15 protein-coding genes are annotated in these 15596 nt (G+C 73.2%); 7 read left to right on the top strand and 8 right to left on the bottom strand.

Going from position 1 to position 15596, the window contains the following annotated elements:
• The first annotated feature begins 95 nt into the window (after window positions 1-95).
• Both GA0070623_RS23770 and GA0070623_RS23765 read left to right on the top strand, forming a co-directional pair.
• A complete protein-coding gene (locus GA0070623_RS23770; RefSeq protein ID WP_067310266.1) occupies window positions 96-683 on the top strand; it encodes a TetR/AcrR family transcriptional regulator in 588 nt (195 codons plus the stop codon).
• Between the two features lie 13 nt (window positions 684-696).
• Window positions 697-2937 (top strand): MMPL family transporter, encoded by a 2241-nt coding sequence (locus tag GA0070623_RS23765; protein WP_067310237.1) that lies wholly within the window; start codon window positions 697-699, stop codon window positions 2935-2937.
• Between the two features lie 144 nt (window positions 2938-3081).
• On the opposite strand, the gene GA0070623_RS23760 is transcribed toward GA0070623_RS23765, so the two are convergent.
• Window positions 3082-4338 carry an erythromycin esterase family protein gene (locus GA0070623_RS23760; RefSeq protein WP_067310235.1) on the bottom strand — a complete coding sequence of 419 codons (1257 nt, stop codon included), beginning with the start codon at window positions 4336-4338 and terminating at the stop codon, window positions 3082-3084.
• A 229-nt stretch (window positions 4339-4567) separates the two neighbouring features.
• On the opposite strand from GA0070623_RS23760, the gene GA0070623_RS23755 reads away from it, so the two are divergent.
• Entirely contained in the window at window positions 4568-4759 is a 192-nt protein-coding gene (locus GA0070623_RS23755) for a DUF2795 domain-containing protein (protein ID WP_067310263.1), read from the top strand.
• Between the two features lie 83 nt (window positions 4760-4842).
• Here the strand turns inward: GA0070623_RS23755 and GA0070623_RS23750 are convergent, their stop codons facing one another.
• The gene (locus tag GA0070623_RS23750; RefSeq protein WP_172898456.1) at window positions 4843-5742 is read right to left on the bottom strand and encodes a Gfo/Idh/MocA family protein; all 900 of its coding nucleotides are present in this window, start codon (window positions 5740-5742) and stop codon (window positions 4843-4845) included.
• A 235-nt stretch (window positions 5743-5977) separates the two neighbouring features.
• Here GA0070623_RS23750 and GA0070623_RS23745 point away from each other — a divergent pair, with 235 nt between their 5' ends.
• Window positions 5978-6373: a hypothetical protein gene (locus GA0070623_RS23745; protein WP_067310233.1), complete on the top strand. Its 396-nt coding sequence runs from the start codon at window positions 5978-5980 to the stop codon at window positions 6371-6373.
• Entirely contained in the window at window positions 6366-6791 is a 426-nt protein-coding gene (locus GA0070623_RS23740) for a hypothetical protein (RefSeq protein ID WP_067310230.1), read from the top strand. The genes GA0070623_RS23745 and GA0070623_RS23740 overlap by 8 nt, the downstream gene beginning before the upstream one ends.
• A 47-nt stretch (window positions 6792-6838) precedes the next feature.
• Here GA0070623_RS23740 and fabG read toward each other — a convergent pair whose 3' ends face one another.
• Window positions 6839-7597, bottom strand: a complete 759-nt coding sequence (gene fabG, locus GA0070623_RS23735) for a 3-oxoacyl-ACP reductase FabG (RefSeq protein ID WP_067310227.1) — start codon at window positions 7595-7597, stop codon at window positions 6839-6841.
• Window positions 7598-7718: 121 nt separating this feature from the next.
• Window positions 7719-9371 carry an alpha-amylase family protein gene (locus GA0070623_RS23730; protein WP_067310224.1) on the bottom strand — a complete coding sequence of 551 codons (1653 nt, stop codon included), beginning with the start codon at window positions 9369-9371 and terminating at the stop codon, window positions 7719-7721.
• Between the two features lie 194 nt (window positions 9372-9565).
• Here GA0070623_RS23730 and GA0070623_RS23725 point away from each other — a divergent pair, with 194 nt between their 5' ends.
• Window positions 9566-10180, top strand: a complete 615-nt coding sequence (locus GA0070623_RS23725; RefSeq protein WP_067310221.1) for a DUF1349 domain-containing protein — start codon at window positions 9566-9568, stop codon at window positions 10178-10180.
• Between the two features lie 153 nt (window positions 10181-10333).
• Window positions 10334-11005, top strand: a complete 672-nt coding sequence (locus tag GA0070623_RS23720; RefSeq protein ID WP_067310215.1) for a DedA family protein — start codon at window positions 10334-10336, stop codon at window positions 11003-11005.
• A gap of 57 nt (window positions 11006-11062) precedes the next feature.
• On the opposite strand, the gene GA0070623_RS23715 is transcribed toward GA0070623_RS23720, so the two are convergent.
• The 4 genes from GA0070623_RS23715 to GA0070623_RS23700 all read right to left on the bottom strand — a co-directional run bounded on the left by GA0070623_RS23715 (window position 11063) and on the right by GA0070623_RS23700 (window position 15593).
• A complete protein-coding gene (locus GA0070623_RS23715; RefSeq protein WP_067310213.1) occupies window positions 11063-12625 on the bottom strand; it encodes a cellulose binding domain-containing protein in 1563 nt (520 codons plus the stop codon).
• Window positions 12626-12911: 286 nt separating this feature from the next.
• Window positions 12912-14348: a carbohydrate-binding protein gene (locus GA0070623_RS23710; RefSeq protein ID WP_067310209.1), complete on the bottom strand. Its 1437-nt coding sequence runs from the start codon at window positions 14346-14348 to the stop codon at window positions 12912-12914.
• A 79-nt stretch (window positions 14349-14427) separates the two neighbouring features.
• On the bottom strand, window positions 14428-15159 hold the full coding sequence (locus GA0070623_RS23705; protein ID WP_067310206.1) for a YidC/Oxa1 family membrane protein insertase: 732 nt from the start codon (window positions 15157-15159) through the stop codon (window positions 14428-14430).
• Window positions 15160-15287: 128 nt separating this feature from the next.
• A complete protein-coding gene (locus GA0070623_RS23700; RefSeq protein WP_067310203.1) occupies window positions 15288-15593 on the bottom strand; it encodes a DUF6412 domain-containing protein in 306 nt (101 codons plus the stop codon).
• Between the last annotated feature and the right edge of the window lie 3 nt (window positions 15594-15596).

Below are 15596 nucleotides of genomic sequence, written 5' to 3'. Positions count from 1 at the left end.
CCACCGGGCGCGGAGGCGGGTCTGTGGTGAACGCCACGCTCTTTCTCTGACCGATCGGTCAGTGTCTGACCGATCGGTCAGGCATGCTGGAACGCATGATCCGACGCGCCCCCCGCACCCACGGCGAGATCCTCGCCGCGGCGGCCCGACGGTTCGCGGTGACCGGTTACAAGGGCACCTCGTTGCAGGACATCGCCCGCGAGGTGGGCTGTTCCAAGGCGGCGGTGCTCTACCACTTCGCCGGCAAGGAGACCCTGCTCGCCGAGCTGATGGCCGGGCCCATCTCGGCGCTCTGCGAGCTGGACGAGCGGATCTCGGCACTGTCCGGGGCGGCGGCGCAGCGGGCGGCGGCGGAGGGCTTCGTCGACCTCGCGGTGCGGTTCCGGGGCGAGATCACGCTGCTCCGCGGAGAGTTCCCGGAGCTGCTCGCCCAGCCCGCCTTCGCCCACATCCAGCGCATCTCGGAACGGCTGATCGAGGCGATGACCGGCCCCGACGGCGGGCAGGACGCGCGGGTCGCCGCGCTGGTGCTGCTCGCCGGCATCGCCGAGGGGTGCGGCGCGTTCGCCGACATCGCCGACGACGAACTGCGTCCCGCCCTGCTGGCCGTCGCCCAGCGGGTCCTCGTGACTCCCGCACCGCCGCCACCACCGCCAACTCCCGACCACCAACACCAGGATTGAGGACAAGGATCTGATGGCGACCCTGCTGTACCGGCTAGGCCGGGCATCGTTGCGCCGCCGGCGACTCGTCGTCGCCGTCTGGCTCGTCGTACTCGTCGGCCTCGGCATCGCCGCCGCCACCCTGAAGGGACCGACGGCCAGCAACTTCACCATGCCCGGCACCGAGTCGCAGCAGGCGCTGGACCTGCTCGCCGAGCGGTTCCCGGCGGCCAGCGGCGCCACCGGCACCATCGCGGTGAAGGCCCCCGCGGACGGCCAGCTGACCACCCCCGAGGGGCAGGCCGTGGTCAAGGAGGTCGTCCAGGAGGCGGCGACGCTGCCCGGCGTCGTCGGCGCGGTCGACCCGTACCAGTCCCAGGCGATCACCCCCAACGGCCGGTTCGCGCTGATCCAGGTGCAGTTCGCCACCGGCGGCGACGACGTCACCGCCGACCAGCGCGAGGCGTACGAGAAGGTCGGCGCGAAGGCCGAGGCGCAGGGCTGGCAGATCGCCCCCGGCGGTGAGGTGCTCAACGCCGAGCCGGAGGTCGGCTCGACCGAGGCGCTGGGTGTGCTGGTCGCCGCGATCGTCCTGATCATCACCTTCGGCTCGCTGGTCGCCGCCGGGATGACCATGCTGAACGCGCTGATCGGCGTCGGGGTCGGCATGGCCGGGCTGTTCGCCCTCAGCGGCGCAGTGGAGCTGACCAGCACCGCGCCCATCCTGGCCCTGATGCTGGGTCTGGCTGTCGGCATCGACTACTCGCTGTTCATCACCTCCCGGCACCGGCAGCACCTGCTCGAAGGACTCACCCCCGAGGAGGCGGTCGGCCGGGCCGTCGGCACCGCCGGTTCCGCCGTCCTCTTCGCCGGCGCCACCGTGGTCATCGCGCTCGCCGGCCTCGCCGTCGTCGGCATCCCGTTCCTCACCGTGATGGGTCTGGCCGCCGCCGGCACGGTCAGCGTGGCGGTGCTGGTGGCGGTCACCCTGGCTCCGGCGCTGCTCGGTTTCGCCGGCCGCCGGGTGCTCCCCCGCAAGCTGCGCAGGGCCGGGGACGCGCCCGCCGCCGGGGCGACCGAGACCACCGGGGCGACCGAGGTCACCGAGGCGACCGGGGCCGCCCACCGGGCTGCGCCGGCAGCCGAGGACCGCTCCGGTTTCGGTTTCCGCTGGGCTCACTGGGTGACCCGGCTGCGCGTCCCGGTCATCCTGGTCGGCCTGCTCGGCCTGGGGCTGCTCGCCCTGCCGGCCCAGGACATGCGGATCGCCCTGCCGGACGCCAGCACCGCCCCGGTGGGCAGCCCGGCCCGGACCAGCGCCGACCTGATCCGGGAGGGCTTCGGTCCGGGGTTCACCGGCCGGCTCGCCGTGGTGGTCACCTCGGATTCCCCGCAGGACACCGCGACCGCGGTGCCGCAGGTCACGGCGCTGGTCCAGCGGACCGAAGGGGTGTTGGCGGTGGCTCCGCCGCAGCTCGACCCGTCCGGGCGCACGGCGCTGATCGGGGTGATCCCGAAGAGCGGTCCGACCGACGCCGCCACCGAGACCCTGGTCCACGACATCCGGGACCGGGTGGGCTCGGTCGGTAACGCCGAGGTGCTGCTGACCGGTGTGACCGCGATCGGCATCGACGTGTCCGAGAAGCTCGCCGACGCGATGCCGGTCTACCTGCTGCTGGTGGTGGGGTTGTCGATCCTGCTGCTGATGCTGGTCTTCCGGTCGATCCTGGTGCCGGTGAAGGCCGCCCTGGGCTTCCTGCTCACCGTCGCCGCCACCTTCGGCATCACCGTCGCGGTGTTCCAGCAGGGCCACCTGGCCAGTCTGGTCGGCCTGGACAGCCCGGCCCCGCTGATCAGCTTCCTGCCGATCCTGCTGATCGGCATCCTGTTCGGCCTGGCCATGGACTACGAGGTCTTCCTGGTCTCCCGGATGCGGGAGGACTTCGTGCACGGGGACACCGCCCGGCAGGCCACCATCAACGGGATGGGGCACGGGGCGCGGGTGGTCACCGCCGCCGCGCTGATCATGATGTCGGTCTTCGGCGGTTTCGTGTTCCTCGACGACCCGGTGATCAAGTCGATGGGCTTCGCGCTGGCGGTCGGTGTCGCCATCGACGCCTTCGTGGTCCGGATGACCATCGTGCCCGCGGTGATGTCGCTGCTCAACACCCGGGCCTGGTGGCTCCCCCGCTGGCTCGACCGGGCCCTGCCCAACGTCGACATCGAGGGCGAAGGCCTCCGCGCCCACCTCGACAAGCACCCCGTCAACGCCTGACCCCCACCCGCCCTCTGTCGATCATGGGGTTGTGGTGCCGGACAATGGTGGCAGAAACCCACCGACCGGGCACCACAACCCCATGATCCACCAGCAGGGTGGGGTCCGGCCAGCAGGGTGGGGTCCGGGCGGTGCGTGGGGTGGTCAGAGGCCGGAGGGGTAGGTTTCCAGCTCGCCGACGGTGGTCACGGCAGGGAGCGGGTGCAGGGCGGTGGAGTCGTCGCACCAGACGAAGGCGTCGTAGCGGTCGGCCAGCCGGGTGGGCACGTAGTTGCCCCAGCGCTCGGCGGCCGGGTCGTAGACCACCCCGATGGCCCGGTGGTCGGCCACACCGGTGAACCAGGCGGGCTGGTCGGCACCCCCGAAGACGAGCACCGCCCGCTCCGGCAGCAACTCGTGCAGCCGGTGTTCCACCGAACCCTCCCGGGCCGGCGGAACCGTCATCACCTCGGCCGGTGAACCCCAGTGCGGGGCCGCGATCACCGTCCCCCGGTAGCCGCCGAGGCCGATCAACGCCACCGCGTCCCGGCCCCACCGCTCCCGGGCCAGCTGCCCGATGTTGACCATCCCGTCGCCGGCCATGTCGGTGGCGCGGGCGTCCCCGATGTGGGTGTTGTGCGCCCAGACGATCCCACGTGCTCCCGGGCCGTAGCGGTCCAGCAACCGGTCCAGGGTGTCCGCCATGTGGATGTCCCGCACGTTCCAGGAATCCGGCCCGCCGTGCACCATCGCCCGGTAGTACCGTTCCGCACCGGCCACCACCTCCGCGTTCTGCCAGGCCGCGAAGGCCTCCGGGCCGTCCGAGAGGACATGCGCCCGGGTACGCGCCAGCAGCCGGACCACCTCCTCCTCGCAGCGCGCCGAGACGAACCGGCTGGCCGCGCCGTACTCCTCGACCCGCCCGCCGTACGGCTCGAAGCACCGGTACGCGTCCTGCGCCGCCTCCATCGCGGCCGGGTCCTCCTCGCCGAGATAGTCGAAGATCGCCTGCATGGACTCCCCGAGGCTGTAGACGTCCAGCCCGTGGAAGCCGGTCCGCTCCCCCTCGGGACGTTGCAGGTTCCACGCCCGCAGCCAGCGGCAGAACCGGTCCACCTCGGCGTTGGCCCACATCCAGGTCGGCCACCGGGTGAAACACCCCAGTGCGGTACGCGGGTCCGGTGCCCCGCCGGGTGCGCCGACCACCGACCGGTGCACCCGGTCACAGGCCGGCCAGTCCCCCTCCACCGCCACGAAGTCGACCCCCTGCTCGGCGACGAGCCGCCGGGTGAGCTGCTCGCGTAACCGGTAGTAGTCGTGGCTGCCGTGCGTCGCCTCGCCGATCATGACCACACGGGCGCCCCGGACCCGGCTCAGCAGCGGGTCGAAGTCGCCCGGCGTACCGAGCCGCTGTACCAGCATGGGCGGGGCTACCCGGCAGCGTCGGCGGACAAACGCCGCCCGGACCGGACCGTCCCGCCGCCCCGGACGATCCCGACCCCGCCGCCCGACCCGGAGGTCCCGCCCGAACCGCCGCCCCGACCCGGACGGTCCCGACCCGGGCCGCCCCGATCCCGGTCCGGGGCCGCCCATTCCCGTGCCGTTCGGTGTCGGCGGTGTGGCGGCGACCGGAACGGGTAGCCGGACGGTCATGAGCGGCACCGGGATGCGGTTGCAGGAGTACCTGGCCGGACTCGACTATCCGGTCTCCCGGGAGGACCTGGTCCGCTGGGGGCAGGAGAACGGCGCGAGCACCGAACTGCTCCAGGCGCTGCGTACCCTGCCCGTCGAGCGGTTCGACGACCCGGCCGCGCTGCACGAGGCCCTCGGCACCCTCACCTGACCACGGACGGCCGGGAGGCGGACAGCGCGGGCGGCCGGTAGGCGGGGCGACCCGGCCGGCGGCACCGACCTCGGCGGGCCGGGTCAGACGTCGACGGTGCGGGCCTCGGCGCGGGCGGTCTCCGCCGCCGCCAGGACGGCCACCACCTCCCGGCCGAACCGGACGTCGCACCGGTGGTCCCGGGTACCCGCGTCGACCTGCGCCAGGAGCTGGTCGACGGCGGTGCCGAACGCGGCCAGCGCGCTGCCGTCGCCCGGTGGGACGGAACTGGTGCCGTTCTCGCCGTAGAAGGTGTAGTCCCGGGTGACCGCCGCCGGTGGCGCGTCCAGGGTCAGCGACAGTGCGCTGGTCGCACCGCCGTCGTGGGTGAGCAGCAGGTGCACCAGGCCCCGGGGGCCGTCCACCGCCGCCACCCGGGTGACCCGGCCGAGCACCGGCAGGACGATCGACAACGCGTGCGGGCCGAGGTCCCACAGCGCGCCCTGCTCCCGCCGCCAGGCGGAGTCGGCGTACGGATTGCCGGGCTGGTAGATCGAGGCGAGCTGGACGGCACGGGCGTGCTGCCAACCGCCGGCCGCGGCGGTGGCGGCGAGAAAAGCGTCGATGTTGGGCAGGAACCGCTGGGTGAAGAAGACGACCGAGGCCACCCCGGCGGCCTGCGCGGCGGCGACGACCCGGTCGGCGTCGGCGGTCGCCAGCGCCAGGGGCTTGTCCAGCAGCAGGTGCCGGCCGGCGGTGGCGGCCCGGACGGCGATCTCGGCCTGCACGTCCGGGGGCAGCGCCACGGCCACCGCGTCACAGGCGTCGAGCAGCGCGTCGACGTCGTCGAACGCCGGTACGCCGTGCCGGGCGGCCAACGCGGCGGCCCGTTCCGGGTTGCGCCCCCAGACGCCCACCACCTCGGCGCGCGGATGCGCGGCCAGCCCGGTGCCGTGCGTCTGCGCCGCCCAGTGACCGGTGCCGAACAGGCCGAACCGCAGCACGAGGAACCCCCGGTGTCGTCGTCGGCCACGGGAGCCCGTGGCCGACGCCCACGCTAGTCGCCCGCCCAGCGGGCCGCAGCGATGCACGCCGCACCACGGGCCGCAGCGATGCACGCCACCCAGCGGGCCGCAGCCGACGCGCCGTACCGCAGGCCGCAGCCGACATGGCCGTCCGGGCGTGCCGTGGCGGTCAGTAGGCTGTGCCGGTGAACGACACACCCATCGGACGTCCGCGATGACCGGTGCGGCGTCGGCCGGTTCGCCGGTGGACGGCGTCCCCGCCACGGTGACGATCGTCCTGTCGCTCGTACTCGCGCTCTGGGCTCTGGTGGCGGCGGTCCGGCACCGGCCGCCGGACCTCGCGCAGTCCGTCGGCCTGGGCCTGCTGGAGGTGGCGCTGCTGGTGCTGACCGTGCTGGCCCTGGTCGCCGTCGCCGGGGGTGAGCGGGCCGGCGAGCCGGGCGCGTTCTTCGGATACCTGGTGACGCTGGTCTGCCTGCCTCCGCTGGCCTGGGTGCTGGCCCGGATGGAGCCGACCCGGTGGGGGTCGGCGATCGTCTGCGCGGTCTGCCTGGTCCTGCCGGTGGTCGTGGTCCGGCTGCAACAGACCTGGGAGGTCGCCGGTGGCTGACACCCGGACGGCGCACCCCGCCACCAACGCGGGACCAGGTCGGCTGCTGATCGCCGTCTACATCCTGTTCGCCATCGCCGCCACCTCCCGGGCCGGGCTGCAGATCGCCACGAAGTTCGACGAGGCGCCGGTGGCGTACCTGCTCTCGGCGATGGCTGCGGTGATCTACATCGTGGCAGCGGTCGGGCTGGCCCGCGCCGGGCACGCCGGCCGCCGGGTCGCGCTGGTCTGCTGCTCGGTGGAGCTGGTGGGGGTGGTCGGCGTCGGAGTGCTCAGCCTGGTCGACGCCGAACTCTTCCCCGACGAGACGGTCTGGTCCGGCTTCGGCAGCGGGTACGGCTACATTCCGCTGGTGTTGCCGGTGCTGGGGCTGCTCTGGCTCTGGCGTACCCGCGCCGCCACCCGCCCCCACGCCTGAGGCCCCCAAGGCGGCAGGCGACAGGCGACAGGCGACAGGCGGGCTGGTCAGTCCTTCGGCCCGCCGGCGACGTAGATGACCTGCCCGGAGACGAAGGACGCGCCCTCGCTGGCCAGGAACGAGATGGTGTGCGCGACGTCCTCCGGTCGGCCGGGGCGGCGGACCGGGATCTCGGCGGCGGCGTGCTTCTGGAGGGCGTCGAAGTCGACCTTCATCCGGGCGGCGGTGGCGGCGGTCATGTCGGTGACGATGAAGCCGGGGGCGACCGCGTTGACGGTGACCCCGAACGGCCCCAGCTCGATAGCGAGGGTCTTGGTGAAGCCCTGGAGGCCCGCCTTCGCCGCCGCGTAGTTGGCCTGGCCCCGGTTGCCCAGCGCGGAGGTGCTGGAAAGGTTGACGATCCGGCCGTACTTCTGCTCCACCATGTGCCGCTGAGTGGCCTGGCTGAACAGGAACGCACCGCGCAGGTGCACGCCCAGCACGGTGTCCCAGTCGGCGTCGGTCATCTTGAACAGCAGGTTGTCCCGCAGCACCCCGGCGTTGTTGACCAGGACGGTCGGCTCGCCCAGCTCGTTGGCGACCCGCGCGACGGCGGCCTCCACCTGGGCCCGGTCGGCGACGTCCGCGCCGACCCCGAGCGCCCGGCCGCCAGCGGCGGTGATCGCGTCCACCGTCTGCCCGGTCGCCGACTCCTCGATGTCGACCACGGCGACAGCCATGCCGTCGGCGGCCAACCGCCGGGCGGTGGCCGCGCCGATGCCGCGCGCGGCTCCGGTCACGATGGCGACGCGGGTCTCCTCCGACACGATTACCTCCCGGTAACTTGTGGCTCGATCGGAGGAGCTTAACGCAACGGCGGCCCGGACGGACCCGTCGCCGGCCGGCGACGCTGCCGGCCGGCGACGGGTGCGGGTCAGTGGTGGCGGGTCAGTAGCCGGTGGAGCGGCAGAGCCGGATCCAGCGGTAGCCGTGCCCGGCCAGCTTGAGGCTGTCCAGCTTGCCCACGTCGCCGTAACCCCGGTCGGTGAGGACGTCGATCGGCAGGTCCGCCTCGGGGGCCACGCTGCTCAGATCCACCTCGACGTCCTCGGTGCCGAGGTTGTGCAGAAAGACCATCGTGCCGGTGGGGCCGTCGGCGCGGTGTGCGAGCACCCCGGCCGGCATCGGCACGTCGATGTGCGAGGTCGAGCCGGAGCCGATCTCCGGGGCCTCCCGCAGCGTCCGGATCATCCGCTCGAACCACGCCAGCAGCGACGTCGCGTCGCCCCGTTGGGCGGTGACGTTGACCTTCTGATAGCCGAAGTCACCCTGGTCGATCACCGGGCGGATCAGCTTCTCCGGGTCCGCCGTGGAGAAGCCGGCGTTCTCCTTGTACGACCACTGCATCGGGGTACGGATCGCATCCCGCCCGTCGAGCGCGAGGTTCTCCCCCATCCCGATCTCCTCGCCGTAGCGCAGCACCGGCGTGCCGCGCAGCGAGAACTGGAGCGCGTACGCCAGCTCGATGTGCCGCCTGTCGTTGCCGAGCATCGGGGCGAGCCGCCGGCGGATGCCCCGGCCGTAGAGCTGCATGTTCTCGTCCGGGCCGAACTTCGCCAGCACGTCGTTGCGCTGGTCGGCGGTGAGCCGGGACAGGTCGATCTCGTCGTGGTTGCGCAGGAAGGTGGCCCACTGGCCGCCGGTGGGCAGCTTCGGGGTGTCGCGCAGCGCGTCGATGATCGCCTCCGGGTCCTCCCGAGCGAGGGCGAGCATGAGCCGGCCGTTGAGCATGAAGTCGAAGAGCATGTGGATCCGGTTGCCCGAGCCGCTGCCGTCGCCGAAGTAGACCGGGAGCTGGTCGGGCTCGACGTTCGCCTCGGCCAGCAGCACCGCGTCGCCGCGTCGCCACTGCACGTGCTGGCGCAGGTCGGTGAGGAAGTCGAAGTCCTTGGGCGCGTTCGGGTTGCCCGGTTCGGTCTGCTCGATGATGAACGGCACGGCGTCCATCCGGAACCCGGAGACACCGAGCTGGAGCCAGAACGAGGTGATCTTCTTGATCTCGGCGCGGACCTTCGGGTTCTCGATGTTCAGGTCCGGCTGGAACCGGTAGAAGCGGTGGTAGTACCACGCCTTGGCGGTCCGGTCGTAGCTCCACGTCTCGTGCTGTTCACCCGGGAAGACCATGCCCTGGTGCCGGTCCGCCGGCTCGTGGTCGGCCCAGACGTACCAGTCACGGTACGGCGAGTCGGGCGAGGAGCGGGCGGACTGGAACCACGGGTGCTGGTCGGAGGTGTGGTTGACCACCAAATCGATGATCACCCGGATGCCCCGGTTCCGGGCCTGGTGCAGCAGTTCGGCGAAGTCACCGAGGGTTCCCAGTCGCGGGTCGACGTTGTAGAAGTCGGTCGCGTCGTAGCCGTCGTCCTGGTTGGGCGAGGGATGGATCGGGTTGAGCCAGAGGCAGGTCACCCCCAGCCGCGCCAGGTAGTCGAGTCGCCCGATCAGGCCCCGGAAGTCACCGATCCCGTCACCGTCGGAGTCCGCGTACGTGTCGACGTCGAGGCAGTAGACGACGGCCTCGGAGTACCACCTGTCACCCATGCCGGCCTAATGTCTCCGATCCGCCCGCCCCGCAAACGCGAACCCTCCTCCGGTGGCCGCGCCGGGCATCCGGGTCACCGCCTCCCGCAGCGGGCGCCCGGGTCACCCTCCCCACAGGCGGGCACCGGGTCACCCTCCCGCGCCGGGCATCCGGGTCACCGCCCCCGCGCCGCCGGCCGGGGTACGGTGCCGGCATGGCTGATCATCCGACGGTGGGCGCCCGCGTGGTGGACTGGGACGAGGGCCGGTGGCTGCACCCACCCGTGCGGGTGGAGCGGACCGACGACGGTGGCCTGCTGGTGGAGCCGGGGGCGGAGAGCGACCTGTGGCGGCACACCGGCTACGGCTTCGTCCACGACGACGGGTCGGCGCTGCTCGCCGGGTTCCCCGTCGACACCGCGGTCGAGGTGACCTTCGTGCTGGACTACACGGCGCAGTTCGACCAGGCCGGGGTGCTGGTCCGGGTGGACGAACGGAACTGGGTGAAGGCCGGGGTGGAGATCAGCGACGGGTTGCCGCAGGTCGGCGCGGTGGTCACCCGGGAGGTCTCGGACTGGTCGGTGGCCCCGGTGCCGGACTGGAGCGGGCACGAGGTGACCGTGCGGGTCAGCCGGGACGGCGACGCGCTGACCGTCCGGGCGCGCACCGCCGGTACGCCGTGGCGGCTGGTCCGGCTCGCCCCGCTCGCCCCGGACGTGGTCGCGCTGGCCGGGCCGTTCTGCTGCTCGCCCTCCCGGGGCGGGTTGACCGTCCGGTTCACCGGCTGGCGGCAGGGGCCGGCGGATCCGGCGCTGCACCCGACGGACTGACCCCCGGATCAGTCGGGGACGGTCCGGCCGCGCCCGGGGTCGGCCGGGTCAGCAGGCCGGGCGTCGGCGGGTGGGATCGCCCACGACCAGGTGTGAGCGGCGGCCCGGCGGGTAACACTGTCCGATCCCACCGGCCCCGTGGAAAGGACGACAATGGCTCTCGCCCAGGACGTCGACCCGAACAAGTTCACCGGGCTGACCGGTTGGGTGGCGAGCGTCATCGACTCCCTCGGGGCGGTCGGCGTCGCCTTCCTGGTGGCGTTGGAGAGCATCATCCCGCCGATCCCCAGCGAGATCGTGCTGGCGATGGCGGGCTACCTCGCCGCCGAGGGCCGGTTCAACCTGGTGGTGATCGTCGCCGCCGCCACGGTCGGTTCGCTGGTCGGCGCGCTGGTGCTCTACTGGCTCGGCGCGGCGATCGGCGAGGAGCGGCTCAAGCACTGGCTGGACCGCATCCCGCTGGTCGACCGGGACGACCTGGAAAAGGCCGACCGCTGGTTCGAGCGGCACGGCCGGTGGGCGGTGCTGATCGGCCGGCTGGTGCCGGTGGTACGCAGCCTGGTCTCCGTCCCGGCCGGCGCGAACCGGATGCCGATGGGCGAGTTCGTGCTGCTCACCACGCTCGGCAGCGGGGTGTGGAACGCACTGGTCGTCGGCCTCGGCTACACCCTGGGTTCGCGCTGGCAGGACGTGGAGAAGTACAGCGACTGGTTCAACTACGCCATCTTCGCGGTCTTCGCCGTCATGATCGGGAGCTGGGCGGCCAGGAAGATCCGCTCCCGACGCGACCGGGACGACCGGCGGTCGGTGACCACCGGCCGCTGACCGGGAGCCGGCCCGCCCGGGAGGCCCGGACCGGCCGGCCCCACCGGGCGGTGGTGCTCAGTACCGCGCGGTGATCGAGGTGAACTCCCACAGGTTCTGGGCGATGCCGGAGCAGTTGGCGACCACCCCGCCCCCCGGGCACGGGCGGTCCCGGTTGACCGACCAGAAGGTGAAGCGGGACAGCCCCCGCGCCTTGGCCCAGTCCCGGATCTGGGTCCAGGTGGCCGGCGAGGTCAGCTCCTGCTGGTCGGAGAGCCCGTTCATGCCGCTGATGCCCATGTGCGCGTACGCGGTCGCGTCCGACCAGCCGAACGCCGACTTCAGCGTGGTCTTCAGCCCTTCGGCGGCGTTGACGGTGTTCTGGTACATGTTCGCCCCGCCGCCGAAGTCGAAAGGCATGATGGTGAAGGTGTCGATGTTCGCGCCGAGCGCGGCGGCCTGGTTGATCAGCCGGGTGCCGTAGTACGACGGCCCGGTGGTCGAGGTACCGAAGGTGACGATCGTCCTGATCCCCGGGTTGTTCTGCTTGACGATCTTCAGCGCGCCGAGGATGCGGTCCTGCACCACCTCGTTCTCGAACTCGTCGCTGTTCTCGATGTCGACGTCGATCGCCTTCAGGCCGTACGCGTTGATCACCTGCTGGTACGCCCCGGCGAGCGCACTGGCCGACGCGCAGTTCGGGCCGAGCTTGTTGCCGCTCCAGCCGCCGAACGACGGGATGACGTCGCCGCCGGCCGCCCGGATCGCGGCGATGGTGCTGGCGTGCGCGCCCCCGGTGAGCGGCCCGGAGCCGTCCCAGGCCGGGGTGCAGCCACCGCCGGAGAGCACGAACGCGATGGTGAACCACTTCACCCCGGTCGCCCCCATCACGGTGGCCGGCGCGGGCGGGTCACCCCAGCCCGGGTAGAGGTAGGGGGCGGCGGCCATCGTGCCGGTGCCGCCGGTGCAGCCGGTGGTGGTGGCCGACACCGGGGACGACTTCGCCGACTCGCCGGCCGCGTTGTACGCCGTGACGGTCCAGCTGTGCGTGGAGCAGGCGGCCAGCCCGGAGACGGTGGTCGAGGTGCCGGTGACGGTGGCCTTCACCGTGCCGCCCTCGTAGACCCGGTAGCCGGTGACCGTGCCGGAGACGGCGTTCCAGGCCAGCGTGGCCGACGACGCGGTGGTGCCGGTGACCCGCAGTCCGCCCGGGGTGGCCGGGCCGGTCGGGTTGCCGGGGCCGCCGCCGGTGCAGGCCGCGCCGTTGACCGTGCAGTTGACCGGGTCGCCGGTGCCCGCGACGACGAAGCCGAAGGTGGTGCTGGCACCCGGCGCGAGGCTGCCGTTCCAGCTCTGGTTGAGGGCGGTGACGTGCTGGCCGGAGCTGCTGAGCCGGGCGTCCCAGAACGAGCCGACGGTGCTGCCGGACGGCAGGTCGAACTGGACGTTCCACGAGCTGACGGCGGTCGAGGTGTCGTTGGTGACGGTGAACTTCGCCTCGTACCCGCTGCTCCAGCTGGCGGTGCGGACGAAGGCGGCGGTGGCGGCGGACGCGGCCGGCGGGGCCACGATCGTGCCGGTGACCAGGGCTGCGGCGAGCGCGGCGGCGAGGGTGGCCGCGCGGGGGGAGCGGAGTCTCACGGGTGGCCTCCAGGGACCGGGGCGGGGGGTGCGACCGGTCCGCCTGCGCGGGCCGGGGGCGCGGTCCGGGGGTGGGACCGCCGGGACGACCGGGGAACCGATCCACGGTCGTCCACGTCCGCGCTCATTATTAAGACTCTTAACTGTTAATGTCCAGAGCCCGTTCCGGCCGCCCGCTCCCCGCCGCCTCCCGACCACCCCGGCACGGGCGGTCGCCGGGGCGCGAGCCGGCCCGGCGCATGGGTGCGGGGTCCGCGCACCCCGGCACGGACCCCGCACCGCCCGGTCAGCGGCGGAAGGTGAACCAGTTGACGTTGACGAAGTCGGCCGGCTGGCCGCTGCTGAAGGTGAGGTAGACGCTGTGCCGGCCGGTCACCGCCGACACGTTGCCGGGCACCGACCGCCAGCTCTGCCAGCCTCCGGTGTTGGCCAGCGCGAAGCTGCCGATCGGGGTGCCGGTCGGGCTGTCCAGCCGCACCTCGACCAGGCCGCTCACCCCGCCCGCCGCGCCGGAGGCCACCCGGGCCAGGAAGTCGCGCGGCCCGCTGGTGCCGAAGTCCACGTTGTCGTAGCGGGCCCAGTCGCCGTTGCGCAGCGCGGCGATGTTCTGCCCGCCCTCGGCGCACGTCTCGACGGCCACCCCGTTCTGCGCCGAGAACGCCTCGGCCTGGATCGTCGAGTAGGCGTCCACGGTGCCCGACGGGGGCGGCGTGGTCGGGGCCGGCGTGGTGGGGGTCGGCGTCGGGGTGGACCCGCCACCCCGGCGGTAGACCGCGACGTAGTCGACCACCATCGGCCGGCCGGAGACGGTCGAGCCGGTCGGCGTGACGGCACCTGCCACGCCGTCCGGGAAGGAGCCGCCCATCGCCACGTTGAGCAGCAGGAAGTAGCCGCCGTGGCCGGTCATCTGCGCCCAGTAGCTGGCCCCGACCTGGGTCTGGGTGACGGTGTGGAACAGCTGCCCGTCGACGTACCAGCGCAGTTGCTGCGGGCTGACCGAGGTGTCCCACTCGGTGCGGTAGGTGTGGAAGGCGGCCTGGCAGGCGCTGCCGGGGCAGACCCGGGTGGCGCCCAGCCCGCTGAACTCGTTGCACGGCCCGCCCGGGGCGACTCCGCAGTGCAGCGCGCCCCACACCTGGTTGAGCCCGTTGACGTTCTCCATCACGTCGATCTCACCGATGCCCGGCCAGTTCTGGTAGTTGCCCCGGTACGGCGAGCCGAGCGCCCAGAACGCCGGCCAGTAGCCGGCCGCCTGCGCGCCGGTGACGTTGGGCATCTGGATCCGCCCCTCGATCGCCAGCACCCCGCCGGCCGGCGGCTTGAAGTCGGTGCGGACCGTCTCGATCCGGGCCGAGGTCCACCGGCCGCCGGAGTCGCGCAGCGGGGTGATCCGCAGGTTGCCGGACCCGTCGTGGGCCAGGTTGGCGGTGCTGCCGGTGTACGTCTGGATCTCGCCGGTGCCCCAGTTGGCCGGGCCGCCGGGGTAGCTGGTGCCGGTGTCGACGATCCAGTTGGCCGAGGACGGCAGGGTGCCGGCCGCGCCGGTGAAGTCGTCGCTCCACACCAGGCTCCACCCCGACGGCGGCGTCGGGACGGCGGCCTGCGCGGCGACCGAGACGCCGGTCAGCGCGGTGGCGGCGGCGAGGGTGACCGCCAGGGCGAGCCGGCGACGGGACCGGCGCGGGGCGGTGGGGGCGACCGGAGCCGCCGGGACAGCGTTCATCGGGGGTGCCTCTCCATCGGGGACGGGAGCTTAGAGAGCGCTCTCTGAGCGGTTTTCTACGCTCCCGTCCCCGCACTTGTCAACGCTCGTCGATGGCTTCGACCGGTTCCGGTAGCGGCCGGCGCAGCAGCACGTGCTCGGCGACCGTCCACCCGGTCGTGGTGACCAGGTAGAGCACCGCCGCCAACGGCACCACCAACGCCAGCAGCACCGTGCCGTACGGCAGCAGCGGCAGCACCCGGGCCAGCAGTGCCGCCCCCGACTGGTCACCCGGGACGGCGGCCGACGCCGCCGCCCGCCGGGACAGCACCGTGGCCAGGCCGGCCAGGGTCGCCAGCAGCACCCCGAAGACCAGCAGCACCGACGGCGACAACCCGTCGCCCAGGTGCCAGCCCAGCGGCACCCCGGCCAACCGCGCGTCGAGCAGCCCGACGGCACCGTCACCGGTGCCGAAGAGCCGGTACATGACCAGGAAGAACGGTGCCTGGAGCAGCGCCGGCAGGCACCCCGCCACCGGCGACGCCCCGGCCCGGCGGTAGAGCGCGAACACCTCCGACTGCAACGTCGCCGGGTCGCCCGCGTACCGCTGCTGGAGCTGGCGCAGCTGCGGGGCGAGCGCCGCGCGACGCCGCTCCGCGCGGACCTGGGCGACGGTGAGCGGTGAGATCAACAGGCGGACGACGATGGTGAAGGCGACGATCGCGGCGGCGGTGGCGGCCCCGCCGGCCAGCGGCGTCAGCAGCTCGGCGAGCCAGCCGACGACGGAACCCGCGGCGGCGGCCGCGTCGTGCACAGGTGAGAAGGCGAGCATGATGAAACCCCTCGGGCCGAATTCCGGTGGTCCGCACGGGACGGCTGCCGGCCGCCCGTCAGGGCTGCCGGTGCTCCACAGTGCGACGGATGACGACGGAACCGGTCGGGGGTCGGCGGGGCGCGGAATCAGCCCGCGACCGGGGACCAGCCGACCGGCGGGGAACCCCCGGGTGCCCGGGGACGCGGCCGACCCGGCGCGTCCGGATCGACCTGGCGGGGCACGTCCCGACGCCGGGCCCGTAACCCGACCGCCTGCCGCCGACCGCCGCCCGACCCGACCGCCGGCCGGGGCCGGGCCGCCAGCAGGGCGACCAGCAGCAGCGCGGCCACCACCGCCGCCCCGGCCAGCAGGTCGCCCGGCCGGTCCGCGAGCAACGTCAGCCCGACGAGCGCGTACGCCCACAGACCCGTCACCACCCGCAGCCCCGACACGCG

Source organism: Micromonospora rifamycinica (assembly GCF_900090265.1).
Lineage (GTDB): Bacteria > Actinomycetota > Actinomycetes > Mycobacteriales > Micromonosporaceae > Micromonospora > Micromonospora rifamycinica.
Note: the sequence above shows the minus strand (reverse complement) of the source record. Positions and strands in the feature narration are given on the sequence as shown.